Origin of the sequence: Arthrobacter nitrophenolicus, assembly GCF_045833485.1 — a bacterium.
GTDB classification, from domain to species: Bacteria; Actinomycetota; Actinomycetes; order Actinomycetales; family Micrococcaceae; genus Arthrobacter; species Arthrobacter nitrophenolicus.
Map to the genome: position 1 here is coordinate 2,513,153 of NZ_CP174504.1, position 25,411 is coordinate 2,538,563.

General features: G+C 63.8%; 20 protein-coding genes, 1 tRNA gene and 2 rRNA genes. 14 read left to right on the forward strand and 9 right to left on the reverse strand.

What is annotated here, in order from left to right:
• Positions 1-444 precede the first annotated feature (444 nt).
• From ACJJV6_RS11795 to ACJJV6_RS11810, 4 genes are all read left to right on the forward strand, one after another.
• Positions 445-3,584, forward strand: a 23S ribosomal RNA gene (locus ACJJV6_RS11795).
• 170 nt (positions 3,585-3,754) lie between these two features.
• A 5S ribosomal RNA gene (rrf, locus tag ACJJV6_RS11800) occupies positions 3,755-3,871 on the forward strand.
• Between the two features lie 106 nt (positions 3,872-3,977).
• On the forward strand, positions 3,978-4,469 hold the full coding sequence (locus tag ACJJV6_RS11805) for a hypothetical protein (RefSeq protein WP_035753643.1): 492 nt from the start codon (positions 3,978-3,980) through the stop codon (positions 4,467-4,469).
• Positions 4,466-5,023: a GNAT family N-acetyltransferase gene (locus ACJJV6_RS11810; RefSeq protein WP_009359144.1), complete on the forward strand. Its 558-nt coding sequence runs from the start codon at positions 4,466-4,468 to the stop codon at positions 5,021-5,023. Before ACJJV6_RS11805 ends, ACJJV6_RS11810 begins: the two co-directional genes overlap by 4 nt.
• Here the strand turns inward: ACJJV6_RS11810 and ACJJV6_RS11815 are convergent.
• Both ACJJV6_RS11815 and ACJJV6_RS11820 read right to left on the reverse strand, forming a co-directional pair.
• Positions 5,007-6,062, reverse strand: a complete 1,056-nt coding sequence (locus tag ACJJV6_RS11815) for a LacI family DNA-binding transcriptional regulator (RefSeq protein WP_009359145.1) — start codon at positions 6,060-6,062, stop codon at positions 5,007-5,009. The two genes, ACJJV6_RS11810 and ACJJV6_RS11815, sit on opposite strands and share 17 nt — an antisense overlap.
• Before the next feature lie 2 nt (positions 6,063-6,064).
• Entirely contained in the window at positions 6,065-7,795 is a 1,731-nt protein-coding gene (locus ACJJV6_RS11820) for a glycoside hydrolase family 13 protein (protein WP_354177363.1), read from the reverse strand.
• 181 nt (positions 7,796-7,976) lie between these two features.
• On the opposite strand from ACJJV6_RS11820, the gene ACJJV6_RS11825 reads away from it, so the two are divergent.
• Positions 7,977-9,365 carry an FAD-binding oxidoreductase gene (locus tag ACJJV6_RS11825; RefSeq protein ID WP_009359148.1) on the forward strand — a complete coding sequence of 463 codons (1,389 nt, stop codon included), beginning with the start codon at positions 7,977-7,979 and terminating at the stop codon, positions 9,363-9,365.
• Here the strand turns inward: ACJJV6_RS11825 and ACJJV6_RS11830 are convergent.
• The 4 genes from ACJJV6_RS11830 to ACJJV6_RS11845 all read right to left on the reverse strand — a co-directional run bounded on the left by ACJJV6_RS11830 (position 9,362) and on the right by ACJJV6_RS11845 (position 14,524).
• Positions 9,362-10,777 carry a DUF4032 domain-containing protein gene (locus ACJJV6_RS11830; protein WP_009359149.1) on the reverse strand — a complete coding sequence of 472 codons (1,416 nt, stop codon included), beginning with the start codon at positions 10,775-10,777 and terminating at the stop codon, positions 9,362-9,364. The two genes, ACJJV6_RS11825 and ACJJV6_RS11830, sit on opposite strands and share 4 nt — an antisense overlap.
• 120 nt (positions 10,778-10,897) lie before the next feature.
• A complete protein-coding gene (locus ACJJV6_RS11835; RefSeq protein WP_009359150.1) occupies positions 10,898-11,980 on the reverse strand; it encodes an ABC transporter ATP-binding protein in 1,083 nt (360 codons plus the stop codon).
• 218 nt (positions 11,981-12,198) lie between these two features.
• Positions 12,199-13,032, reverse strand: coding sequence for a trehalose-phosphatase (otsB, locus tag ACJJV6_RS11840; RefSeq protein ID WP_009359151.1), 834 nt, complete (start codon positions 13,030-13,032; stop codon positions 12,199-12,201).
• The gene (locus ACJJV6_RS11845; RefSeq protein ID WP_354177359.1) at positions 13,022-14,524 is read right to left on the reverse strand and encodes a trehalose-6-phosphate synthase; all 1,503 of its coding nucleotides are present in this window, start codon (positions 14,522-14,524) and stop codon (positions 13,022-13,024) included. The genes otsB and ACJJV6_RS11845 overlap by 11 nt, the downstream gene beginning before the upstream one ends.
• 179 nt (positions 14,525-14,703) lie before the next feature.
• On the opposite strand from ACJJV6_RS11845, the gene ACJJV6_RS11850 reads away from it, so the two are divergent.
• Positions 14,704-15,576 (forward strand): thioredoxin domain-containing protein, encoded by an 873-nt coding sequence (locus ACJJV6_RS11850; RefSeq protein ID WP_009359153.1) that lies wholly within the window; start codon positions 14,704-14,706, stop codon positions 15,574-15,576.
• Positions 15,577-15,785: 209 nt separating this feature from the next.
• Positions 15,786-15,862: transfer RNA gene (locus tag ACJJV6_RS11855), tRNA-Thr, on the forward strand.
• A 25-nt stretch (positions 15,863-15,887) separates the two neighbouring features.
• On the opposite strand, the gene ACJJV6_RS11860 is transcribed toward ACJJV6_RS11855, so the two are convergent.
• On the reverse strand, positions 15,888-16,838 hold the full coding sequence (locus ACJJV6_RS11860; RefSeq protein WP_009359154.1) for a manganese catalase family protein: 951 nt from the start codon (positions 16,836-16,838) through the stop codon (positions 15,888-15,890).
• A gap of 266 nt (positions 16,839-17,104) precedes the next feature.
• On the opposite strand from ACJJV6_RS11860, the gene ACJJV6_RS11865 reads away from it, so the two are divergent.
• The 3 genes from ACJJV6_RS11865 to ACJJV6_RS11875 all read left to right on the forward strand — a co-directional run bounded on the left by ACJJV6_RS11865 (position 17,105) and on the right by ACJJV6_RS11875 (position 21,101).
• A complete protein-coding gene (locus ACJJV6_RS11865) occupies positions 17,105-17,527 on the forward strand; it encodes a ChaB family protein (RefSeq protein ID WP_009359155.1) in 423 nt (140 codons plus the stop codon).
• A 138-nt stretch (positions 17,528-17,665) separates the two neighbouring features.
• The gene (locus ACJJV6_RS11870) at positions 17,666-19,834 is read left to right on the forward strand and encodes an elongation factor G-like protein EF-G2 (protein ID WP_407709003.1); all 2,169 of its coding nucleotides are present in this window, start codon (positions 17,666-17,668) and stop codon (positions 19,832-19,834) included.
• Positions 19,835-19,847: 13 nt separating this feature from the next.
• Positions 19,848-21,101 carry an MFS transporter gene (locus tag ACJJV6_RS11875; RefSeq protein ID WP_009359157.1) on the forward strand — a complete coding sequence of 418 codons (1,254 nt, stop codon included), beginning with the start codon at positions 19,848-19,850 and terminating at the stop codon, positions 21,099-21,101.
• A 40-nt stretch (positions 21,102-21,141) separates the two neighbouring features.
• Here the strand turns inward: ACJJV6_RS11875 and ACJJV6_RS11880 are convergent, their stop codons facing one another.
• The gene (locus tag ACJJV6_RS11880; RefSeq protein WP_354177357.1) at positions 21,142-21,489 is read right to left on the reverse strand and encodes a hypothetical protein; all 348 of its coding nucleotides are present in this window, start codon (positions 21,487-21,489) and stop codon (positions 21,142-21,144) included.
• 142 nt (positions 21,490-21,631) lie between these two features.
• Between ACJJV6_RS11880 and ACJJV6_RS11885 the strand changes: the two genes are divergently transcribed.
• The 3 genes from ACJJV6_RS11885 (at position 21,632) to ACJJV6_RS11895 (ending at position 22,987) form a co-directional block, all read left to right on the forward strand.
• Complete coding sequence (locus ACJJV6_RS11885; protein WP_009359160.1) at positions 21,632-21,835, forward strand: hypothetical protein; 204 nt, start codon at positions 21,632-21,634, stop codon at positions 21,833-21,835.
• Between the two features lie 90 nt (positions 21,836-21,925).
• Positions 21,926-22,228: a DUF4193 domain-containing protein gene (locus tag ACJJV6_RS11890; RefSeq protein WP_009359161.1), complete on the forward strand. Its 303-nt coding sequence runs from the start codon at positions 21,926-21,928 to the stop codon at positions 22,226-22,228.
• Positions 22,229-22,435: 207 nt separating this feature from the next.
• A complete protein-coding gene (locus ACJJV6_RS11895; RefSeq protein ID WP_035753640.1) occupies positions 22,436-22,987 on the forward strand; it encodes a hypothetical protein in 552 nt (183 codons plus the stop codon).
• 83 nt (positions 22,988-23,070) lie between these two features.
• Here the strand turns inward: ACJJV6_RS11895 and ACJJV6_RS11900 are convergent, their stop codons facing one another.
• Positions 23,071-24,627 (reverse strand): APC family permease, encoded by a 1,557-nt coding sequence (locus ACJJV6_RS11900; RefSeq protein ID WP_354177356.1) that lies wholly within the window; start codon positions 24,625-24,627, stop codon positions 23,071-23,073.
• A gap of 223 nt (positions 24,628-24,850) precedes the next feature.
• Here ACJJV6_RS11900 and ACJJV6_RS11905 point away from each other — a divergent pair, with 223 nt between their 5' ends.
• Positions 24,851-25,330, forward strand: a complete 480-nt coding sequence (locus tag ACJJV6_RS11905) for a Dps family protein (protein ID WP_133352414.1) — start codon at positions 24,851-24,853, stop codon at positions 25,328-25,330.
• The last annotated feature ends 81 nt before the right edge of the window (positions 25,331-25,411 follow it).

A 25,411-nucleotide genomic window follows, 5' to 3' on the forward strand; every position in this document is an offset into this window, starting at 1 on the left:
CAACAAATAGCGGCTGCCTGGTTCTGGTTCTTGTCTAGTACGGATGCATCCCCCTTGGGGTGTGTGTCCTGGAACGGCGGGGCCGGGGGTTGGGTGGTTTCGTGTTTGGCACACTGTTGGGTCCTGAGGCAACAGGGCCGGGGGGTTTTGGTTCCCCGGGGTTTGTTTGTTTCTGGTTTCCCTGCCACGTCGTTTCATGCGCTGTTGGCCTCCTTTTTTGTGGGGGGTTGGTGTGTGGGGTGTGTGGTGTGGGGTTGTTGTTTGAGAACTACATAGTGGACGCGAGCATCTTCCATGAGGAGCCCTTTGGGGTTTTTCGTGGATAAGCAATTTCCAAGAATTGGAACCTGGATCTGGCCGCATTGTTTGAGACTCTTTCGGGGGTTGATGGGGTGTGGGCGGTTTCTGTGGTTCTCTCGAGTGTTTTTGTTGTTGATCTTTTGTGGTCAAGTTTTTAAGAGCACACGGTGGATGCCTTGGCATTAGGAGCCGAAGAAGGACGTAGGAATCTGCGATAAGCCTGGGGGAGTCGATAACCGGACTGTGATCCCAGGGTGTCCGAATGGGGAAACCCCGCCAAGCGCGCGAGTGACTTGGTGACCCGTACCTGAACACATAGGGTGCGTGGAGGGAACGCGGGGAAGTGAAACATCTCAGTACCCGCAGGAAGAGAAAACAATAGTGATTCCGTTAGTAGTGGCGAGCGAACGCGGATCAGGCTAAACCGTTCCATGTGTGATAGCCGGCGGGCGTTGCATGGTCGGGGTTGTGGGACTTTCCATACCAGTTCTGCCGGGCTGGTGGGGTGTGATGTGCGCGCATAGGTGAACGGTTTTGAAAGGCCGGCCAGAGAGGGTGTTAGTCCCGTAACCGTAATGCGTTTGTGCCGCCTGTGAGAGTATCCCAAGTAGTACGGGGCCCGAGAAATCCCGTGCGAATCTGTCAGGACCACCTGATAAGCCTAAATACTCCCTAATGACCGATAGCGGACCAGTACCGTGAGGGAAAGGTGAAAAGTACCCCGGGAGGGGAGTGAAACAGTACCTGAAACCGTGTGCTTACAATCCGTCGGAGCAGTCGCGAGTAATCGCATAGTAACTGTGACGGCGTGCCTTTTGAAGAATGAGCCTGCGAGTTAGTGTTACGTCGCGAGGTTAACCCGTGTGGGGCAGCCGTAGCGAAAGCGAGTCTGAATAGGGCGTGTGAGTGGCGTGATCTAGACCCGAAGCGAAGTGATCTACCCATGGCCAGGTTGAAGCGACGGTAAGACGTCGTGGAGGACCGAACCCACTTCAGTTGAAAATGGAGGGGATGAGCTGTGGGTAGGGGTGAAAGGCCAATCAAACTTCGTGATAGCTGGTTCTCCCCGAAATGCATTTAGGTGCAGCGTTGCGTGTTTCTTGCTGGAGGTAGAGCTACTGGATGGCTAATGGGCCCTACAAGGTTACTGACGTCAGCCAAACTCCGAATGCCGGTAAGTGAGAGCGCAGCAGTGAGACTGTGGGGGATAAGCTTCATAGTCGAGAGGGAAACAGCCCAGACCACCAACTAAGGCCCCTAAGCGTGTGCTAAGTGGGAAAGGATGTGGAGTTGCTCAGACAACCAGGAGGTTGGCTTAGAAGCAGCCATCCTTAAAAGAGTGCGTAATAGCTCACTGGTCAAGTGATTCCGCGCCGACAATGTAGCGGGGCTCAAGTACACCGCCGAAGTTGTGGCATTCACACGTGTTCTAAGCCTTTGTGGTTCAGGAGTGTGGATGGGTAGGGGAGCGTCGTGTGGGCAGTGAAGTCGCGGTGGAAACCAGCGGTGGAGCCTACACGAGTGAGAATGCAGGCATGAGTAGCGAAAGACGGGTGAGAAACCCGTCCGCCGGATGATCAAGGGTTCCAGGGTCAAGCTAATCTGCCCTGGGTAAGTCGGGACCTAAGGCGAGGCCGACAGGCGTAGTCGATGGACAACGGGTTGATATTCCCGTACCGGCGAAAAACCGCCCATGTTGAACAGGGGATACTAACTGCCCGAGACCTGCCCGACACCCCTTGTGGGTGAAGGGTTTTGGTGGAGCGCAGGACCTGATCCTGGGAGGCAAGCGTATTAACAGGTGTGACGCAGGAAGGTAGCCGAGCCGGGCGATGGTTGTCCCGGTCTAAGGATGTAGGGCGAGTGGTAGGCAAATCCGCCACTCATAATGCCTGAGATCTGATGGGACCCCCGTTTGGGGGGATTTGGTGATCCTATGCTGCCGAGAAAAGCATCGACGCGAGGTTTTAGCCGCCCGTACCCCAAACCGACACAGGTGATCAGGTAGAGAATACTAAGGCGATCGAGAGAATTATGGTTAAGGAACTCGGCAAAATGCCCCCGTAACTTCGGGAGAAGGGGGGCCCCAACCTTGAACGGACCATGCGTCCGGGAGGGGATCGGGGCCGCAGAGACCAGGGGGAAGCGACTGTTTACTAAAAACACAGGTCCGTGCGAAGTCGCAAGACGATGTATACGGACTGACTCCTGCCCGGTGCTGGAAGGTTAAGAGGACCGGTTAGCCGCAAGGCGAAGCTGAGAATTTAAGCCCCAGTAAACGGCGGTGGTAACTATAACCATCCTAAGGTAGCGAAATTCCTTGTCGGGTAAGTTCCGACCTGCACGAATGGAGTAACGACTTCCCCGCTGTCTCAACCATAAACTCGGCGAAATTGCAGTACGAGTAAAGATGCTCGTTACGCGCAGCAGGACGGAAAGACCCCGAGACCTTTACTATAGTTTGGTATTGGTGTTCGGAGTGGCTTGTGTAGGATAGGTGGGAGACGTTGAAGCCCGGACGCCAGTTCGGGTGGAGTCATCGTTGAAATACCACTCTGGTCACTTTGGACATCTAACTTCGGCCCGTAATCCGGGTCAGGGACAGTGCCTGATGGGTAGTTTAACTGGGGCGGTTGCCTCCTAAAAAGTAACGGAGGCGCCCAAAGGTTCCCTCAGCCTGGTTGGCAATCAGGTGTCGAGTGTAAGTGCACAAGGGAGCTTGACTGTGAGAGAGACATCTCGAGCAGGGACGAAAGTCGGGACTAGTGATCCGGCGGTACATTGTGGAATGGCCGTCGCTCAACGGATAAAAGGTACCTCGGGGATAACAGGCTGATCTTGCCCAAGAGTCCATATCGACGGCATGGTTTGGCACCTCGATGTCGGCTCGTCGCATCCTGGGGCTGGAGTAGGTCCCAAGGGTTGGGCTGTTCGCCCATTAAAGCGGTACGCGAGCTGGGTTTAGAACGTCGTGAGACAGTTCGGTCCCTATCCGCTGCGCGCGCAGGAAATTTGAGAAGGGCTGTCCTTAGTACGAGAGGACCGGGACGGACGAACCTCTGGTGTGTCAGTTGTACTGCCAAGTGCACCGCTGATTAGCTACGTTCGGATGGGATAACCGCTGAAAGCATCTAAGCGGGAAGCTCGCTTCAAGATGAGATTTCCATACACCTTGTGTGTGAGAGGCCCCCAGCCAGACCACTGGGTTGATAGGCCGGATGTGGAAGCGAGGACTAACGACTCGTGAAGCTGACCGGTACTAATAGGCCAACAACTTACACCACAAACAAAACACAACTGCTTGCGTCCACTATGTGGTTCCCAACCAACAACCCAACACAACGGGAAACGGTTGAAGGAACATAATTGAATACAACACCACAGCTCCCTAACCGGAGCCTGTTGTAACCACAAAAGATTTCCCCACCCCATAACAGGGTGCGGGTCGAAGGGTTACGGCGGTCATAGCGTGGGGGAAACGCCCGGTCCCATTCCGAACCCGGAAGCTAAGACCCACAGCGCCGATGGTACTGCACCCGGGAGGGTGTGGGAGAGTAGGACACCGCCGGACATAACATTAGTAGGGCCCTGACAGCGAATGTCAGGGCCCTACGACTTTAACCACCACACACCCCCCGGCACCGACGCCCAGGGCCACCCCGGTAGAGTTGATCACCATGAACAGCCTCTTCAGCCATGGCCAGGATTCCTGGGACGCCGACACCCAGCCCGCATCGGATCTGCTCGAGCCCGTCGTGAACACCGTCGTGGTACCGGGGACCATAGCCCACGCCTTTGCCGGCTTCACGGACCATACACACTTGTGGTGGCCGCTTGAAGCCCATGGTGTATATGGGGCTGACTCGTACGTTGAGTTTGAAGAGAACCTCATCCTCGAGACGGCTGACGACGGCCGGACAAGCATCTGGGGAACACTTGATGACTGGCAGCCGCCATTTTCCTTCCATGCCACCTGGCACCCAGGCACCACTGCCCTGTGGTCCACCGAGCTCCTTGTTGTCTTTAGAACGGTGGAACAGGGAACGGAGGTACGCGTATTCCACGACGGGTGGGAAGGCGCTGAGGACCCTGCTGCAGTACGTGCCGAATACGCCGGCGCCTGGCCGGAAATCCTGACGAGGTATGCACGCTTCATGGGCGCTGAATGACCAAAATCCGTCGACTGGAACAAGGGGACTGGGCGCTCTACCGGGATATTCGCCTGGAAATGCTCGCAGACACACCTACGGCATATGTTGAGCCGCTCGAATCGGCGTCACGCCAGACCGACGGGCAGTGGCAGGCACGCACGGCGTCGATGGTCAGCCCGGGAAACATTGCTTTCGTTGCTTGCGACGCTCCGGGCCGTGGCCGCTTTGAGGCGCTGATGTGGGTGGCACTAAGAAAACCCCAGGACCCGCAACGGCCCCGCCAGGCGATACTGCTCAGCGTCTTCGTGGCAGGCCGGCAGAGAGGCACCGGACTGGCTGACTCAATGCTGCGCGGGTGCATTGCCGCAGCCAGGGATGAACTGCAGGCGGACCTGCTGGAGCTTGGAGTGCATGAGGACAACATGCGTGCCCAGCGCTTCTACCTGCGCCATGGCTTCAGGGACACGGGAAGGCGGGAGCCCTACCCTTTGGATCCGGCAGCCCGGGAACTGGTGATGGAACTGCAGCTAAAGCCGGCAGCTGATGGCGGCGCAGCTACGCCGTACCGGTAGAGGCCTGCACAGGCGGGACAGCTGTACTCGTCCGGATGATGAAGTCCGTCGGGTATTCGTGGTCGGTGGCACTGTGGGCAGCACCGCCGTCGGACTTCCCCCTGCCGTCGCCCAGCAAGCCAAGAGCGGTACGTGCGGCCAGCCGGCCCTGCCCCCGCGGGTCCTGGCTGATGGTGGTCAGCCCGAACGTCTCACCAAGCTCGTGCCCGTCCATGCCCAGCACGGAAAGATCGTGCGGAACCTGCAGGCCAAAGTCGCGAGCTGCGAGGATGATGCCAACAGCCATTTCATCGGAAGCAGCGAAAACGGCCGTGGGCCGCTCCGCTGCCGTCCCCAGCAGGCGGCGCGCACCCGCGTAGGCTCCCTGGATGGTGAAATCGGCCGGTACCAGCCACTCCTGGCGCAGCGGCAGGCCGGCAGCTGCCATCGCCTTTTCAAAGCCGCTGCGGCGGATTCCCGGCAGCTTGAAGTCGCGGTCGAGTGCGGCGTCGCCTGTCATGTGCGCTATCCGGGTGTGGCCAAGCCGGATAAGGTGGTCCGTCGCCTCCCGTGCCAGCCGCTCATCGTCGATGCGGATGGTGGAAGCACCCGGCAGCGCACCACCGATGCCCACAATCGGCCGGTGAACGGCCAGCAGTTGCCGGATCTCCTCTTCGCTGAGCACCAGTGCAACCGCAATTACAGCGTCCAGTCGCTTCCGCAGGAGGAAGTCGTTGAGCACGCTGCTGCGCCGTTCAGGCTGCTCGCCCACGTTGTACAGCGTCAGGTCGTAACCGGCGTCCAGCAGTGTCTCCGAGACGCCTTCCAATACCGAGGAGAAGTACCACCGGTGCACGTGTGGCACGACTAGCCCGATGTTGTGGTTGCGCCCCGAAGCGAGGCTGGAAGCGTGGTAAGAGGGGACAAAGCCCAGCTCCTGCGCAGCCTCCTGGGCGAGCCGGCGGGCCCGCGCCGACACGTTGGTCTTCCCGCTCAACGCCCGGGACACGGTGGCAACGGACAGGCCCGCCTTGGCTGCTACCTCCTTGATGCCCGCCATGCTCAGTCTGCTGCGGCGCCGGATCCAAGCTGGATCCAGGCAGTCTCGCCAGAGGCGAGGCGCGTGCCGGACTCCGAGGGAAGGCTGCGGACGATGACCTGCCCGGCGGGCATTTCCAGGGGCTCGTGGTTGAGGTTCATAAGCACCAGCGTAGTGCCGTTCACGTACCCCAATGAGGAGCCGGTGCACCAGTTCTCCGCCCAAGCGAGTGAGCCCCGGCCCAGGTTCAGGTCGCGGCGGATCCGAAGGATGTTCCGGTACAGCGAGAGGTGCGACGACGGCGAAGCGGCCTGGACGTCCCGCGCCAAGGCCGGGAACGACGGCGGAAACGGCAGCCAGGGGGTGTCTCCGGCACCAAAGCCGAGATGCTTGTCCGCGGCACGCCAGGGGAGTGGAACGCGGCATCCGTCACGGCCCAGGCGTTCCCCGCCGGTCCGCGCGAACGTGGGGTCCTGCCGTTGGTGCTCGGGGATGTCGACGCCGTCGGGCAGCCCAAGCTCCTCCCCCTGGTACAGGTAGGCGGCGCCGGGCAGGCCCAGCATGAACAGCGAAGCGGCGGCTGCACGGCGCCTGCCGAGGTCATGGTCCGGCTGGGGGTCCGCCGGGCCAATGCCGTCGCCGTCACGCGGGCCAAGCCCGTTATAGCCAAAGCGGGTGGCGTGCCGGACGACGTCGTGGTTGGACAGCACCCACGTGCTGGGTGCGCCCACCCCGTCCAGGACCGTCAGAGAATCCGTGACCACCGAGCGCAGCCGGTATAGGTCCAGGCCTGCGTGGAGGTACGGAAAGTTGAATGCCTGGTGCATTTCGTCCGGGCGGACCCAGTGGGCCAACCGGTGCAGGTCCACGCTGGCCTCGGCGCACAGGATCCGGTCCGGTCCGTACTCGTCCAGGATCCGCCGCCAGTAGCGGTAGATGTCATGGACAGCGGGCTGGCCGAACATGGGTGCCTCGTGGCCTGGGAACCCGTCGCTGCTCCCGCCATCCGCACGTCCGCCCCAGGCCGGCAGCCCGGGAGCCTTGACGAGCGCGTGGGCAACGTCAACGCGGAAACCGGAGACGCCACGGTCCAGCCAGAACCTGAGGACGCGTTCGAACTCGGCGTGCACCGCGGGGTTGTCCCAGTTGAAGTCCGGCTGGGACGAATCGAAGAGGTGAAGGTACCACTGGTCCGGCTGGCCGTCGGGTCCGGCAACACGGGTCCAGGCCGGCCCGCCGAAGTGGGACTGCCAATTGTTGGGCGGCTCGTGGCCGCCGGGGCCGGTGCCGTCGCGGAAAATGAACATCTCGCGCTCCGGGCTGCCGGCGGGCGCCGCCAGGGCAGCCTGGAAAGCGGCGTGCTGGTCGGAGCAATGGTTGGGAACCAGGTCCACGATGACCCGCAGTCCCAGCCGGTGGGACTCGGCCATCATGACGTCAAAGTCGCCGAGGGTGCCGAAAATCGGATCCACGTCGCAGTAGTCGCTGACGTCGTAGCCGGCATCGCGCTGCGGAGAGCGGTAGAAGGGCGAGAGCCAGACCGCGTCCACGCCGAGGTCCGCCAGGTGCGGGAGCTCCTCAGTGATGCCGGCAAGGTCGCCTATGCCATCGCCGTTGAAGTCCCGGAACGATCGCGGGTACACCTGGTAGATCACGGCAGAGCGCCACCAGCCCGGCACGGCGTCCGGAGCGTGGATCAGCGTCAGCGGGCCCGCATCGAGTGAAGTGCCGGGGGTCACAGTTTCGATAGACATGATTGACAGCTTAGACAGGTGAACGCAAAAAATGAAAACGCTTCCATGTGGTTACGTATGGAACCAGCTCCCATAATCTTGTTTCTGCAGGTCACAAGTGGAAGCGCTTGCAAGTGCGGGGGGAAGGTTACGAAGTGCGTGCGCTGCTGCCCCTAGACTGAGGAGACGGATCCGACGCCGGATGGAGGCTTTTGTGGGCAGCGTGGTTGATGAACTCGAGGGCATGCTCGCCCCCGGACAGGTTGACGTCAGGGAAGCCGCGCTTCGCCGGTACGCCGTGGACCAGGCGCCCGTCATCGACTTCCACCTGCCACTCGCCGTCGTATTCCCGCAGTCCGTTGCAGACGTCCAGGCCGTGGTGCGCAGCTGTGCGGCCAGGGGCGTGGCGGTGGTGGCCCGGGGAGCTGGGACCGGCGTATCCGGAGGCGCCCACGCCACGCGCAACTGCATTGTCATGTCGCTGGAGCGGATGGACCACATCCTTGCGCTGAACCCGGATGACGAAACGGCCGTCGTGGAACCCGGAGTGGTCAACGCAGTACTCAATGAGGCCGCCGCCGTACATGGCCTCATGTACGCACCGGATCCTGCGAGCTTCCGCACGTCCACGATCGGCGGCAATGTGGCCACGAACGCCGGCGGGCTGCGCTGCGCAAAGTACGGGGTCACCAGGGATTCGGTGCTGGCCCTCGATGTGGTGCTTGCCGACGGTTCCCTTCTCCATACCGGCCACCAGACCTTCAAGGGCGTGGCGGGCTATGACCTGACGGGCCTGTTTGTCGGCTCGGAAGGGACGCTTGGCATTGTCGTCGGCATCACCGTGCGCCTAAAGTACCTGCCCCACGAGGTGCATACGGTGGCAGCCTTCTACCCCGACTTCCGGGTGGCCGCCGCAGGGGTCCTGGCGGTCGGCAAGGCGCGGGTCCAGCCCGCCATCATGGAACTGCTCGACGGCGGCACGCTGGCCCAGCTGGACGACATCCACGGGTCGAACCTCACCGCCCGGGGCGGCTCCCTCCTCCTGGTCCAGACGGACGGGTTCGGCGCCGAAGCCGAGGCGGAGGTGGTGCGCAGAGTCCTTCGGTCAGGCGGTGCAGTGGTGACTGCGGAAGCCAACGCCGAGGCTGAACGGCTGGTGGAGCTCCGGCGGCACAGCAGGGGCGCCGAGGTTGACGATGAGTACCGGGTAGGCGAGGACGTGGCCGTGCCGCGTTCGCGCCTGGTGGATTATGTCGGCGAGCTGGAGAACATGGCCGCACGCCACAACGTGAACCTCAAGGTGGTGGCCCATGCCGGGGACGGCAACCTGCACCCCACCTTCTGGATTGAGCGGGACGGCCAGGGCGTGGATGCCGGGGCAATGGAGCGGCTCCAGCGGGCCCTGGACGAGTCCATTACGGCAGCATTGGACATGGGCGGCACCATTACGGGCGAACACGGCGTGGGCCAGTACAAGCTGCGGTGGCTGGGGCAGGAGCAGCCGGAGCCGCTGCGGCAGCTTCAGCGCAGGATCAAGGACCTGTTCGACCCTGAGGGCATCCTGAACCCGGGCAAAGCGATCCTGCCTTAGTCGTCCGCGTCCGGGTATTCGTCGATGGACTCCTCGTCGCCATACCGGGACTCCTCGGTCTCCACCTCAAGGATCTTCAGCAGCCCGGTGTCCGGATTCAGCATGATAGCTGCTTCATCCCGGCGGTGGCGGAGGATGGAGTCGATGTAGGACTGGACCGCCTCGGCCAGGGGAATGTGGCGTTCCTGCTTCTCGGACATGTACCAGCGGTGCTCCAGGACTTCGTGGACCACCTCCGCCTGCTCCAGCTTGCCGGACATGTCGCGCGGAATGGAACGGACGATCGGCTCGAAAACCTGGCTGACCCACAGGTGGGCACTGTATTCCTCATCCATGTCCGGGTTGTTGTCGGCCCGGAAGGAGTCCATGTCATTCAGGAGGCGGCGCGCCTGGTTTTCCTGTGCGTCCAGGCCGGTGAGGCGGAGCAGGCGCCGCTGGTGGTGCCCGGCGTCCACCACCTTCGGCTGCAGCTGGATGGTGGACCCGTTCTGCGTGGTCTTGATGGCGTATTCCTCGACGTCGAAGCCGAGTTCGTTGAGCCGGCGGATGCGGGCACCCACACGCCAGCGCTCGCCGAGTTCGAAGGACTCCTTCTCGGTCAGCTCCGCCCAGAGGCGGCGGTAGCTGTCCATGATGAGTTCGCTGGTGGCCACGGGGTCCACCTTTTCCTCGATCAGGCCGCCGTCCAGGAGGTCCATGAGTTCGCCGGCGATGTTGACGCGCGCGATTTCAAGATCGTATTCGCGCTGGCCGGTGGAGAGGTCCGGGTACAGCTCACCGGTTTCCGCGTCCACCAGGTAGGCGGCAAAGGCGCCGGCGTCGCGGCGGAACAGGGTGTTGGAGAGGGACACGTCGCCCCAGTAGAACCCGATCAGGTGCAGCCGCACCAGGAGCAGCGCCTGCGCGTCGATGAGGCGCGTCAGGGTGTCCTTGCGGAGCATCTGGGAGAACAGCGCGCGGTACGGCATGGAGAACTTGAGGTGCCGGGTGACCAGGACCGGGTTGAGCGGCCGGCCGTCCGGGGTTGCACGGCCTGTAATGACCGCCACCGGCTCAACGCAGGGCACGTCCAGCCGGGCGAGCTTGCGGAGCATGTGGTATTCGTGCCGTGCCACGTGCTCGGAGGTTTCCTTGATGGCGATGACGGAGCCGCCGAGGTGCGCGAAGCGGACGATATGCCGGGAGATACCGCGGGGCAGCGCCGCCAGGTATTCAGCCGGCCAGTCCTCCAAAGCGATGTGCCACGGCAGGTCCAGCAACTCGGGGTCCGCGGCAGCGGCGGTGATGTTGAGCGACGAGACCGAGGCGGCTTTCCCGTCATCGGCACTGGCCGCCACGAACCGCGGCAGTTTTCCGATCTGCGCGTAGTCGGTGGGTTCGTCGTGCCACTGGGCGCTGTATTCCTCGGTCATGGTTCAATTCTTCCGTACTTGGCGGTGGGCGCCTAAATCGCCGGCAGGTGCAGTTAAAGGCCGACGGCGGCCCACACCGTTTCCTAAAAGGGTGTGGGCCGCCGTCGGTTAGGACGCGATTTAGTCGCCGAGGCGCAGGCCGGTCTTGGTGTCGAACAGGTGCACGTGGCCCGACTGCGGGCGAACGTAGATGGCCTCGCCCTTCATCGGGGGACGGCGGCCGTCGACGCGTGCCACGATGTCGTGGTCCTTGCCGTCCAGCGTGGTGTGGCCGTAGACGTAGGCGTCGGCGCCGAGCTCTTCGACGACGTCCACCTCAACCTTCAGGCCCTCGCCGTGCGGCGCGGTTTCCAGGTCTTCGGGACGGCTGCCAAGCGTCACGGTGGAGCCGTGAGCCTCTTCGAGAACGTCGCGCGGCACGGGGTAGACGGTGCCGCCGAACTGGACGCCGCCGTCGACGACGGGCAGTTCCAGCAGGTTCATGGCGGGGGAGCCGATGAAGCCGGCAACGAAGACGTTCTTGGGACGGTCGTAGAGGTTGCGCGGGGTGTCAACCTGCTGCAGCAGGCCGTCCTTGAGCACAGCCACGCGGTCACCCATGGTCATGGCCTCGACCTGGTCGTGGGTCACGTAGACCGTGGTGACGCCGAGGCGCCGGGTCAGGGACGCGATCTGCGTACGGGTCTGGACGCGCAGCTTGGCGTCCAGGTTGGAGAGCGGTTCGTCCATGAGGAAGACCTGCGGGTTACGCACGATGGCGCGGCCCATGGCAACACGCTGGCGCTGACCGCCGGAGAGTGCCTTCGGCTTGCGGTCCAGGTACTGCTCGAGGTCGAGGAGCTTGGCTGCTTCGCGAACGCGCTCAGCGCGCTCTTCCTTGGAGACGCCGGCGATCTTGAGGGCGAAGCCCATGTTGTCGGCCACAGTCATGTGCGGGTACAGCGCGTAGTTCTGGAACACCATCGCGATGTCGCGGTCCTTCGGCGGAACATCGGTGACGTCGCGGTCACCGATCAGGATGCGGCCGGCGTTGACGTCCTCGAGGCCCGCGAGCATGCGCAGGGAGGTGGACTTACCGCAACCGGAGGGTCCCACGAGGACCAGGAATTCGCCATCGGCGATGTCGATGTTGAGCTTATCGACGGCGGGCTTTTCTGTGCCCGGGTACAGACGCGTAGCGTTATCAAAAGTAACTGTAGCCACAGTTATCAATCCCTTCACCGGCAGGTACGTGCCGGACGATCCGTTGTGAATGGTTCATGTTTGTTCAGTTTTGTGTTGCAAGGTGAACTGCGGACTGGCCGCAACGCACCGAGTGACGCCGCACGGTGTCTGTGCGCCACATCACAAGCAAGAGTATGTCAGACGCCTTGTTTATTGTTGCAAATGTTACGGACGTCACATGTCGTCCTGGACACCTTTTACCCCTGCGCCTCTTGCGGATCCTCTTCCGCCACGGCAAGGCTCCGCTCCTGGAGCAGCGCCTCAAGCAGCTCCGCCACATGTACCGGCGCCTCCACGCGGTACTGGGCCTGGGTGAAGTCCAGGCCCACTTTCACGCCCACATCGCCGGGCTCCAGCCGTGCCAGCGCGTCCTCGTCAGTGGTGTCGTCGCCCGCGAACAGGACTGCCGTGGCTCCTGTGACCTGCCGCAGGAATGTGACGCCTTCGCCTTTTGAAGCGTTGACGACGGAGGTCTCCAGGACCCGCTTGCCGTCCTTCAGGAACACGCCCTTGCGGTCCTGCAGCAGTGAGCGCGCGGCAGCCACGGCGTCGGCGGCAACGTCGTCCGCTGCCTGGCGCGTGTGCAGCACCACCCCTGCCGGCTTGTCCTCGAGCATGGTTCCGGGGGCGTTGGCCACAATTTCAGCAAGGATGGCGCGGACCTCGGCCAGCAGTTCCTTTTGCTGAACATCAAGCGTGAGCCCGGTGGAGCCGGGCCCCAGCCAGGCTTCCGCCCCGTGGCTGCCAATGAGCAGTGACTCCACCGGCGGCGAAGCGACGGCGCGCAGGCTGGCGAGGGCGCGGCCTGAGATGAGGGCCGTCGTCGTCCGCGGCAGCGCGGCCAGCCCCGCGAACGCTGCGGCCGCACGGGGAAGGGGGCGTGCGTCGTCGGCGTGTGCCACGATGGGCGCCATGGTCCCGTCGAAGTCCATGGCCACCAGCAGATGATCGGTGCCGGCCACGCGCCGGACGGCCTGCCGGAGCTCCGGGGAGAGCGCCAGGAAAGTTCCGGTGCTGCCGTCAGGAGTCATCCCGGACCACCTTTTCGTTCAGGGCCCGGAGGAAATCGGCGGACCAGGCGTCCACGTCGTGTTCAAGAATCTGCTTCCGCATGGCGCGCATCCTCCTGGCGGCGTCGCGGGGCGGCAACTCCACGGCACGCATGATGGTGCTCTTGAGGCCGTCGATATCGTGCGGGTTCATCAGTAGGGCCTGCTTGAGCTGGTCGGCAGCACCCGCAAATTCGCTGAGGACCAGGGCGCCGTCGTTATTGGTCCGGGCGGTCACGTATTCCTTTGCCACGAGGTTCATGCCGTCCCGCAGGGCGGTGACCAGCATGACATCGGCGGCCAGGTACAGGGCCACCATTTCCTCCACCGGGTAGCTGTGGTGCAGGTAGCGGACGGCGGTGTTTTCGATGGTGTCGTAGGTGCCGTTGATGTGCCCCACCGTGCCCTCCACCTCTTCGCGCAGCAGGCGGTACTGTTCCACGCGTTCACGGCTGGGGGAAGCCACCTGGATCAGGGTCGCGTCGCCCACCTTGAGCTTGCCGTCGGCCAGGAGTTCCTCGAATGCCTTGAGCCGGTGCCGGATGCCCTTGGTGTAGTCCAGCCGGTCCACGCCGAGCAGGATGGTCTTGGGATTTCCCAGGTCCTGGCGGATCTGCCGTGCCCGCTCGATGATTTCAGGCTTGGCCGCAAGTTCGCTGATCTGCTGGACGTCGATGGAGATGGGAAACGCCTGTGCCCGGGCGATGTGGGTGATCTCGCCGTCCTGGCCTTTGACATGCACCTGCTGCTGCTTGACGCTGGCCCCCAGGAAGCGCCGTGCCGAGCGCATGAAGTTCCCCGCGTCGCTGACCCGCTGGAAGCCAACCAGGTCGGCGCCGAGGAGGCCGTCAATGATCGCGTGCCGCCAGGGCAACTGCGCGAAAATCTCCGGTGGCGGGAAGGGGATGTGGTTGAAGAACCCGATCCGCAGGTCCGGCCGGGCCCGGCGCAGCATCCGGGGGACCAGTTGCAACTGGTAGTCCTGCACCCACACGGTGGCGCCGTGGTCCGCATGGCGGGCGACGGCGTCGGCGAACCTCTGGTTGACCTTCCGGTAGGTGTCCCACCAGGTGCGGTGGAATTCCGGCGGGGCGATGACGTCGTGGTAGAGCGGCCAGAGGGTGGCGTTGGAGAAGCCCTCGTAATACAGCTCCACATCGTCGGTGCTGAGCTGGACGGGCACCAGGTCCATGCCGCCGTGGCTGAAGGGCTCTACCGTTTCATCGGGTGCACCGTGCCAGCCCACCCATGCGCCGTCGGTCTTTGTCATCATCGGGGCCAGCGCGGTCACCAGGCCGCCCGGCGAGCGGCGCCAGCCTGAACCGTCATCCCCGCTTTCGCCGGCGGCGCAGCGGTCAACGGGCAGCCTGTTGGAGACCACCATGAAGTCGTATTTCGTCACCCTGCCATGGCTCCTGCCGGCGGCGCCGGCCTCAGCTTTAGCGGCGGGTTTTTCCTGGACGGGTGTTTGCATTGCGGCCCCCTGGGGTTGCTTGTGCCTCTTTCCCCACCCTAACGGGACGGAATCATCGGTGCTATTCGTCCGTTGGTCAAGCCGTAGGAATACTTGAAGGGGCAAGCTCTCAGGTTTCTCCCCTAAAATGGGGGTGTGCCACGAAGTGGACCCCCTACGTCGATCGACCCAAGGAACACATGAGCCCTGCAAACGAAGTACGCAAGTCCAAGGCTGAGCGAACCGCGGAGGCGCGCGAGAAAGCGCGCCTGATCCGGGAGGCGCAGCTCAAGAAGGACAAGCGCAACAAGCTGCTGATCGGCTGGGGCATCGTGGCGGCGGTGGTGGCCATCCTGGCGGTCGTGGCCCTGGTGGTTACCACCAGCATCCGGCAGAACACGCCCATCGCAGACCAGGGCCCGGTGCCGGCAAACGGCAACGTCAACGGCGGTGTGACGCTGCTGGCCAACACCGAGGTGAAGTCCACGGATGCGGCCACGGTGGACATTGCCAACGTTCCGGCCAAGCAGGACGCCCCCAACCCGGTGGTGGCCCCTGGTGCCGAGGCCGAAGAAGGCCAGCCGGTGAAGATCGTTGCCTACATCGACTTCATCTGCCCCGTCTGCAAGCGCTTCGAGGACACCTACAACGACTCGCTCACCGGGCTCCGCAACGAGGGCAAGATCTCCCTTGAATACCGGCCGCTGGGCTTCCTGGACCGCCAGTCCAGCACCAATTACTCTTCCCGCGCAGCGAACGCCGCCGCGTGCGTGGCTGACCAGGCGCCCGACAAGTATGCCGAATACGTCGACGTCCTGTTCACCAACCAGCCTGCCGAAGGCGGTGAGGGCCTCTCGGACGACAAGCTCAAGTCACTGGCCAGTGACATTGGTGCGGACATCAACAGCTGCGTTGATGACAAGACCTTCCGTCCCTACGTGAAGTACTCCACCCAGCTGGCGTCCAACACGGGCATCACCGGCACGCCCACCATCTTCATTGACGGCAAGCAGTGGGACGGCACCACCGACCTCAACGCCGACATCCAGGCTGCGATCGACGCGAAGGCGTAGCACCGCCGGACTGTTGCACGCCGTCGGACTGTTGCACGCCGTCGGACTGTTACAGAAGGGGCCCGTTCCCGGAACATCAAACTGTTCCGGGAACGGGCCCCTTGTTGTCCGCTTCGGTGCGGCCTGCCCCGGCCGCCGGCGTTTTTACCACCGGCGGGAGTTGGGCTAACCTTATCTAGCGCCGTCACGGCGCCCGCCCGCCAGGGCATGCCTCCTTAGCTCAGTTGGCCAGAGCACCGCTCTTGTAAAGCGGGGGTCGTCGGTTCGAATCCGACAGGGGGCTCCACGAGAACCCGCCGAGGGGCCAACTCCTAGCTCCCGGACACCCGGGGGTTGTCAGCCTCCTGAAGTTCCACCTCGGCCGTCGCCTGGATCAGTGCCAGGAGTTCAGGGTCCAGCCCCGGGGAGAACTCCTCCCGGCGTTCAGGCGAAATGGTCATCGGGGCGCCCTCCGGCATGACATCGGTCCGCAGTTCCGTTCCGTCATTGGACGGGGACGCGCCCCGGAAGAGCTTGCCGGCCTCGCTGAGGTTGTCCGCACTGAACGTGTACTGGATGCTCTGGAGGCCCTGGTCCAGCAGCTTCTTCACCTCCGGGAATTGTTCAGCCTTGGTCTTGGGGATGGGCAGGACCTTGCCCCAGTTCACGCCGAGGCTTTCGAGGGCCTTGGCGAAGGCGTTTTCATGGGCCTGGTCCCGGACGATGAGGTAGGCGATGGTGGACCGGGCGGTCTTGTTGTCCGTCATTTCGTAGATCCGGCACTTCTGCAGCCGGCCGGTGGATTCAAGCATCAGGTTGTACAGCAGGTCCAGGACCAGGTTTCCGCTGTTGTACACGTAGGAACCGCTCCAGGGGTTGCCGACGGAGTCGACCGGCAGCGCACCCTGGGCCCCCACGAGGTAGTGGTGGATGTTGCCTGTGTCGAGGGCGATCTTCAGCGGGGTGGCTCCCTTTGCGCCCGGCTCGTCCACGGGGTCGGTCTTCTTGCCCTGGTATCTCGGGGAACCGTCCAGCAACTGGGAAATCGTGGTTCCAATCAGCTCGACGTGGCTGATCTCCTCCGTTCCAACGCCCTGGAGGAGGTCCTTGTAGGGCTTTGCCGCCGCGTCGCCGCGGAAATTCATGCTCTGGAACAGGTACTGCATCATGGTGCGCATTTCGCCGAATTGCCCGCCAAGGCCCTCCTGGAGGGCGTTCGCTGCGGCGGGGTCCGGCTCATCGGCGGCGATTTCATTGATCAGGAGTTGGGTGTGCAGGTACATGGGGCCGTTTCCTCACTGTTGCTCTGATACTGAATGCTGCAGTTCATCGGTTCAACGGCCCTTGGTTCCACGGCCGCAGTAACTCCCGGAGCGCTGTGGCCGTCCGCCCATGGACCCGATGGACAACCAGTGCCCCCATACCATAAGCATGCTTAGTATCTGGCTGGCAAGGGTTCCGGGAAAAGTTGGGGGCATGCTCCTCGGCCGGGCTTAAGCTGGTGTCATCTTCAAATGATCAGCCTGCTGATAAAAGGAGGATGGGTGCCATGCCCAAGACCGGAAAAAACCAGCACGCACGCAAGGACGAGCTTCCGTCCACGCTGCAGCGCTCGGAGCAAAAAGCCCAGGACACGTTCGCCAAGACCTACGATTCGGCGTTGGAGTCCTACAGCAACGATGAGAGCCGCGCCGCCCGCGCCGCCTACGCGTCCCTGAAGCACAGCTACGAGAAGGTGGGGGACCACTGGGAACCCAAGGGCAAGAAGGGCCCTTCTGACAAACGGGCCGAGGAGGGCGTCAAATCCTCCAAGCCCACCGCCGGCGGAGTGGATGCCAATGCCTCCAAGGAGCACCTGCTCCGGCTCGCCAGGAAGCTGGATGTCAAAGGCCGCTCAAAGATGGACAAGGGCGAACTGGTCAAGGCGCTGCAGAAGGCCAATGACGCAGCCACCCGCAAGGCCAGGGAGTAGCCTCTGTACGCATTCATGCCGTAACAGGGCACATTGCGGGTTCCGGGCCGCCGGCGCTCTTGCCGTAACGCGTCCCAGGGTGTCGAATCAGAGGACACGCTAGGACGGGTTGCAGGGCAAAGACGCCAGGAGGATCCCATGTCGGTGAAAGGCACGAAGGACACAGCGAGGACATCCGGCGGCAGGACCGGCCCGGAAACACGCCGCTTGGACGGCTCCGCGGGAATTGCGGCCGAGGATCCGGCCAGGATCCGCAACATTGCGCTGGTCGGCCATTCCGGTGCCGGCAAAACTATGCTCATTGAAGCCCTGCTTGCCGCCAACGGCATGATCACGCGGAAAGGATCCATCGCCGACGGCACAACCGTAAGTGACTCCGATCCTGCCGCCGTCCACCAGCAGCGCTCCGTCACGCTCTCGCTGGTGCCCCTGCTCGTGGACGGCATCAAGGTCAACCTGCTGGACACTCCCGGCTACCCGGACTTCATCGGCGAGATGCGCGCCGGGCTGCGGGCCGCGGATGCCGCACTCTTCGTCGTCTCGGCCGTCGACGGGATCGACGCCACCACCACTGCCCTGTGGGCGGAGTGCGAGCAGGCGAGGCTGCCACGCGCCGTCGTGATTACCCGGACGGACCATCCGCGGGCTGATCACGACGGCGCCCTCGCCGAGTGCCAAAAGGCGTTCGGCGAGGGCGTCCTTCCGCTCTACGTCCCGGTCCGGACGGGCGGCGACGTTACCGGGCTCTTAGGGCTCTTGTCCCGTACCGTCACCGATTATTCGGCAGGGGAGACTCCCGGCAACCGCGAGGCGGACGACGGCGAACTGGCAGGCGTGGAGGCGGCCAGGGGCGAGCTGATCGAGGGAATCATCGCCGAGAGCGAGGATGAGTCCTTGATGGACCGCTATTTGGGCGGCGAGGACATCGACACCGGAGTGTTGATCGATGACCTGGAAACCGCTGTGGCCCGGGGCTCCTTCTTTCCGGTCCTTCCGGCGTCGGCGCTGACCGGCCTGGGAACGGCCGAACTGCTGGAAGTGCTGGTCCGCGCTTTTCCGCCGCCAACGGAGCGCGGCCTGCCGGGGGTGACCGACCTGGCGGGACAACCGGAGGGGTCGCTGGCCTGCGACCCCGCCGGACCGCTGGCCGCCGAGGTGGTCCGGACATCCATCGACCCGTTCCTGGGGCGGATCTGCCTTGTCCGGGTCTTTTCCGGGACGCTGCGTGAAGACTCACCAGTGCATGTTGGCGGGCACGGGCTTGCGGACCGCGGCCACCAGGACCACGACACCGACGAGCGCGTCACCCACATCTACTCGCCTCTCGGTGCAACCCTGCGGCCCGTGCCGTACTGCGTTGCGGGGGACATGTGCGCACTGGCCAAACTGGGAAGCGCCGAAACAGGGGACACCATCTCCTCCCGGGACAAGCCCCTGATCCTCGCCACCTGGGAGATGCCGGAGCCGCTGCTTCCGGTGGCGGTGGAACCGGATTCCCGGAGCGACGAGGACGCGCTGGCGCGGAGCCTGGGCAAGATCGCGGCCGGCGACCCCACCCTTCGGGTGGAACGGAATGCCGAAACCCACCAGCTGGTCCTGTGGGTGATGGGCGAGGCACACGCCGAGGTGGTGCTGGACCGGCTGCGCGAGCAGGGCGTGAAGCTGCACACGGTGGACGTGGTGACCCCGCTTCGGGAAACATTCGCGGCACCCTCCGCCGGGCACGGCCGCCACGTGAAGCAGTCAGGCGGCCACGGGCAGTATGCCGTCTGCGATATCGAGGTGGAACCGCTCGACCGCGGCGGAGGGTTTGAGTTCCTGGACAAGACAGTTGGCGGGGTGATCCCCGGGACCTTCATCCCGTCCGTGGAGAAGGGTGTCCGGGCACAGATGGAGAAGGGAGTATCGGCAGGATTCCCGGTGGTGGATGTGCGGGTAACGCTGGTGGGTGGCAAGGCGCACAGCGTTGACTCCTCCGACGCCGCATTCCAGGCCGCCGGCGCGCTGGCGCTGAGGGAGGCGGCTGCAGCCGGAAAAATCCAGCTCCTGGAGCCAGTGTCATCCGTGGGCATCACCGTTTCGGACGAGCACGTCGGTTCCGTCATGAGCGATCTGTCCGGCCGGCGGGGAAGGCTCACCGGCACCACCTCCACCGGGGACGGGCTGACCGAAATCAGCGCGGAGGTGCCGGACCAGGAACTGCTGCGCTACGCCGTCGAACTCAGGGCGCTGACCGCCGGAACCGGCCGGTTCACCCGCCGCTACCTGCGGCACGATCCCGTTCCCGCCAGTTTCAGCCCCTCCTAAGCCTTTCCTCCCGATGAACGCGGCCGCACGGAAGATCCAGCGGGTCTACCTGACCCTGACACTCGGCAACACCCTTGCGACGTCCTTCATCTGGGGGATCAACACCCTGTTCCTGCTCGACGCCGGGCTCAGCAACCTCGAAGCCTTTGCCGCCAACGCCTTCTTCACGGCCGGCATGGTGCTCTTCGAAGTGCCTACCGGCGTTGTGGCGGACAGCTGGGGCCGGCGGGTGTCATTCCTGCTCGGCACCATCACCCTTGCCTCGTCCACATTCCTGTACTACCTGCTCTGGCAGTGGTCAGCGCCGTTCTTGTGGTGGGCTGTTGTCTCCGTGCTGCTGGGCCTGGGCTTCACCTTCTTTTCCGGCGCGGTGGAAGCCTGGCTGGTGGATGCCCTGCATTATTCCGGCTACGACGGCGGCCTGGAAGCGGTGCTCGGGCGCGGACAGATGGTGTCCGGGGTGGCAATGCTGGGCGGTTCCGTGGCAGGCGGCGTGATCGCCCAGGCCACCGACCTCGGTGTGCCGTTCCTGATCCGCGTGGGCGTCCTGGTGGCCATGTTTGCCGTGGCGTTCCTGCTGATGCGCGACGTCGGCTTCACGCCGGAGCGGTCGGCGCACCCCCTGCGGGCCACCCGGTCCGTCCTCAAGGCTTCGATCGACGGCGGCTTCAAGCACCCGCCGGTGCGGTACATCATGCTGGCAGCCCCATTCACCGAAGGCGTGGGCTTCTATGTGTTCTATGCCCTGCAGCCCTACCTGCTCCAGCTGTTCGGTGACCCCCGGGCCTACGCCGTTGCAGGGCTGGCGGCTGCCATCGTGGCGGGGGCGGACATCGTGGGCGGCTGGATGGCGCCCCGCGTGCGGCAACGGGTGCGCAGGCGCACCACCGTGCTGATCGTGAGCAACGTGGTCAGCTCAGTGATCCTGGTGGTGCTGCTGTTCACCACTACTTTCTGGCTGGCCCTGGTCCTGCTGGCACTGTGGGCAGTGGTGGGCGCGGCAGGCACGCCGGTGCGCCAGGCGTACCTGAACGACATGATTGCGTCCAAGCAGCGCGCCACTGTCCTCAGCTTCGATTCCCTGATGGGTTCCAGCGGCGGCGTGGTGGTGCAGCCCCTGCTCGGCCGGAGCGCAGACCTTTACGGCTACCCGGCATCACTGGCAGTCAGCGGCGCCGTGCAGCTGCTGGCCGCGCCGTTCATCCTGCTCAGCCGCCGGCAGCGCTCGCAGGCGGATACGGCGTCGGACCTCACCGCAGCCACCTAGCCGCACACCGCTCTCTGGCCAGCCCGGAACCGCCGCAGCCTCAGTCCCCGTCCATCAGTTCCAGCAGCTTCCGCGCCGCATCGCGGATGTCGTCGTGGCCGTACTGGGCGGCCCTTCCCTCCAGCGAGATGACCGCGCACCGGTGCACCTTGCTGAAGTCCCCGTAGGGAAAGCTGACGCTCCCCTTGGTACCCTCCGACTTTTCGTCGTCGCGGCCCAGGTGCCACGCTGCGAAGTCCTTGAAGCCGTGCTTGTCGATGAACGAATTTTCCTGGTCCGTGGACGGGGCGTGCTCGCTCCAGTCATCCCGGATGTCCCGCTCCACCTTTCCTTCCTTGATCAGCTGGCGGGCCTGGGCAAGTGCCGTGCGGTTGAGCTTCGCTGCCATGATGCCTCCTTCAACGCTGTACTCCGGCTGATGGGGCCGGCGCGCTTTCAGCGTAGGACCACGCCCGGTAAACCGCCACGGATTAACGGCTGCGAGACCGGCGGGAAACGTGCCCACAACAATCGCCGCATAGGTTGCAGGCATGACAGCTGACCTTCTCCTGCGGCTTCGCACCTGGCTGACCGGCACTTTCACCTACGAGTCGCCGGACGAGGCCGCCGGCGCCATGGCCGATGCCACCCGCTGGGGCTGGCTCCCCGCGCTCAGCGGCGTGGCTGTTGGAGCAGGCCAGGCCCGCGCCGCGCACGGCGAATCCGTGGCGGATGCTGCGCCGGCGTCCGAATGAACACACTATTGCGCTGGTGACGGGATCATGCCCTAAACTGCTTCACTGAGGTGCCGGAAATGGCGCTGCGCAGCAACGAAAGTGAAGGCTATGGCTACCGATTACGATGCTCCACGCAAGCAGGAAGAAGAGTCTCCGGCTGACTCGCTCGAGGCCCTCCAGGCGTCACGGGGCGGCAATGCGCAGACCGCGGTCATAGACCTCGATGAGAACGACACCGCCGAAGGTATCGACCTGCCCGGCGCCGACCTTTCGAATGAGGAACTGACCGTCATCGTCGTTCCCGAGCAGCAGGACGAGTTCACCTGTTCATCGTGCTTCCTGGTCCGCCACCGGTCCCAGGTGGCGCTTGAGAAGAACGGCCTGAAGTACTGCATTGAATGTGAAGGCTGACCGCCGTTACCGCCGGTAACGGCCTGATGCAGAAACGGCACCGGAAGGGTCAAGAAAGGCCAGGAATGGGTGCCGCTTTTATGGCCTCTTAATGCTGGCCGCCGGAGGCTAACGGTTGCGCGCCGAAGCGGCCACAGGCCTCGTTTCGCGCGCCCGGGGCTCCTAGTCTTGAGCTATCCAATCGCTCCTTCCCTGGGTGGCTCCACAATGAAAAAACTCTCCATTTGGCTCACGGCTATCCTCATGGCCGTCGGGCTGGGAATCCTGGTTCCGGGGCCCGCCTCGGCAACCACCTCGTATTGCGGGCTGGTGTGGGGGTCACTGGCCAAAGCTGAAGACTCGTTCGGCAAAGCATCCGTCACCAACGTCCGGACCGGGCAGCACTACTGCTTCGACCGCTTGGTGGTGGACCTCAACGGCCCGGAAACGGGCTACAACGTGCGTTACGTCGCGAACGTGGTCCAGGACGGTTCCGGCTTCACGGTCCCCGTCCGGGGCGGCGCCCGGCTGCAGGTCACGGTCAATGCCCCCGCCTATGATCCGGAAACCGGGCAGCCCACGTACAACCCCGCCAATCAGGCTGAACTCACCAACGTTGCCAATTACCAGACCTTCCGCCAGGTGGCTTGGGCCGGCAGCTACGAGGGGTACACCAACCTCGGACTCGGCGTCCGTGCCCGCCTTCCGTTCCGGGTGTTCACCCTGGATGGCCCGGGTTCCGGTTCCCGCCTGGTGGTTGATGTGGCGCACTTCTGGTGACACGTCCGCCGTCGCAAGGCAAAAAGGTGCCGTACTCCCGGATCCGGGGGTACGGCACCTTCTTTAGTGCTGGATGCGGATTCCTACTCGGGGACCACCAGGGCGGGGGTGTCCCGTTTCAGGGTTTCGCCCCGGAAGAAGCCGGGCCGCACCTTGGACATCACTAGCATGAATACCGCGCCCATGGCCAGGATCCCGACGCCCAGCACGAAGACCAGGCCGACGCCGAAGACCTCCGAACCGCTGCCGAACTCGGGTGCGAGGCTGTCCACGGCGGTCTGGAGGAACACCACGTACAGGCCCACCCCGCCAAGAACGGGGCACAGCAGCCGCAGGATGAAGTTGCGTGCGCTGCTGAAGACGCTGTGCCGGAAGTACCAGGCGCAGGCCAGGGCAGTCAGGCCGTAGTAGAAGCAGATCATCAGGCCCAGTGACACGATGGTGTCGTTCAGGACGTTCTCGCTGACCACGTGCATGACGGCATAGAACCCGGCAGAAACAACGCCCGCGATAACGGTGGCGAAGCCCGGCGTCGCGAACTTCCTGCTGACCTTGCCGAACCGCTCCGGCAGGGCCCCGTAGTGGCCCATGGCCAACAGGCCGCGCGCCGGGGACATAAAGGTGGACTGCAGGGAGGCGGCTGAGCTGGACAGCACGGCAAGGGACATCAGGATGGCGAACGGGCCCATGATGGGCGAGGCGAGGGCCGTGAAAATGTTCTCGTGGTTGTCTTCATTGTTCAGCCCGTTGCCCGTATCTCCGAGGCCGGCGAACATCATGGTGGCGATGCTGACCAGGAGGTAGATGGCCAGGACGATGATGGCGGTCAGGGTACCGGCCACACCGGCTGTTTTCTTGCCGTTGGCCGTTTCCTCGTTGAGGGTCAGGCAGACGTCCCATCCCCAGTACACGAAGATGGACAGCGAGATCCCGGCGGCTATCTGGCTGAAGGTTTCGACCTTGGTGATGTCGAACCAGTCCCAGCTGAAGGGGATGGCCGTTTCTGAGGCGGACCAGTTGGCGAATGCCATGGCCACGAATAGGCCAAGGACCAGCAGCTGGAACCCCACAAGGCCGTACTGCACCAGCTTGGTGGCGTGCAGGCCGCGGTAGCTGACCCAGACGGCCAGGGCCACGAACACGAAGCAGGTCAGGACGTTGATTGCCTTGTTGTCGGCAAGGTCGGCCAGTTCGGCGGAGCCTGTGAGCTGGGAGAGGAAGAGGTAGAAGAAATCGACGGCCACGCCCGCGAGGTTGGACAGGACGATGATGCTGGCGGCGAGCAGGCCCCAGCCGCCCATCCAGCCGACCCACGGGCCAAAGGCCTTGGTAACCCACGTGAAGGTGGTGCCGCTGTCAGGGGAGTCGGCGTTGAGTTCCCGGTAGGCGAGCGAGACCAGGATCATGGGGATGAACCCGATCAGGAAGATGACAGGCAGCTGGAGTCCGACTTCATTGACGGTGGGTCCCAGTGCGCTGGTGAGGGTGTAGGCGGGGGCAATGGTGGAAATGCCGAGGACGACGACGGCGAGGAGCCCCAGCTGGCCGCCTTTCAGTCCTTTGGCGGTGATTCCGCCGCTGCCGGGAGTGTGTTTGCCGGAGCCGGCCGGGGACGTGCTGGTGCGGAGTGTCTCTGTCATGGCACCACTTTCTGGAAGACTTTATGACCGCGGTCACTATATGAATGACGTTCATTTAGTATGGGGGCACCGGCGTGGAAGCGCAAGGGGAAATATGAATCACATTCGTTTATGACCGCTGGCGGCAAATTAGTAAGCTCACTGAGAAATCTTCCTTCGGCCCTGCTCCAGCCTCCGGCGGGACTGGTACCGTCGCAACTACTGGACCAATCGAGGAGGACCCATGAAAGCTTCACCGACACTGACCAATAACCTGCAGGCTGTGCTCGCCGACTTGATCGAGCTGCACATCCAGGGCAAGCAGGCGCACTGGAACATTGTGGGCACCAACTTCCGTGACCTCCACCTCCAGCTTGACGAGATTGTCGACGCCGCGCGCCAGTTCGCCGACGATACGGCCGAGCGCATGCGAGCCCTTCACGCCCTTCCGGACGGCCGCAGTTCGACGGTTTCGGCCTCCACCAGCCTGGCGCAGTTCCCCGACGGCCTGATCAGCACCAAGGATGCGATCGAACGGATCGTCGCCGCCTTGGAAGCTGCCGTGGGCACCATGCGCAAGGTCCATGATGAGGTGGACGAGGAGGATCCCACTACGGCCGACCTGCTGCACGAGTTCATCCTCAAGCTGGAGCAGTTCGCCTGGATGGTGAACGCCGAAACCATGAAGCCCACGGCCAGCGTGACCGCTCCGGATTCCAAGTAGTCCGTCGGCGCGGAGCGCCGGCCCACAGCAAGCGCCCGGCGCTGGAGGTTCATCTCCGGCGCCGGGCGCTTTTTTGTACCC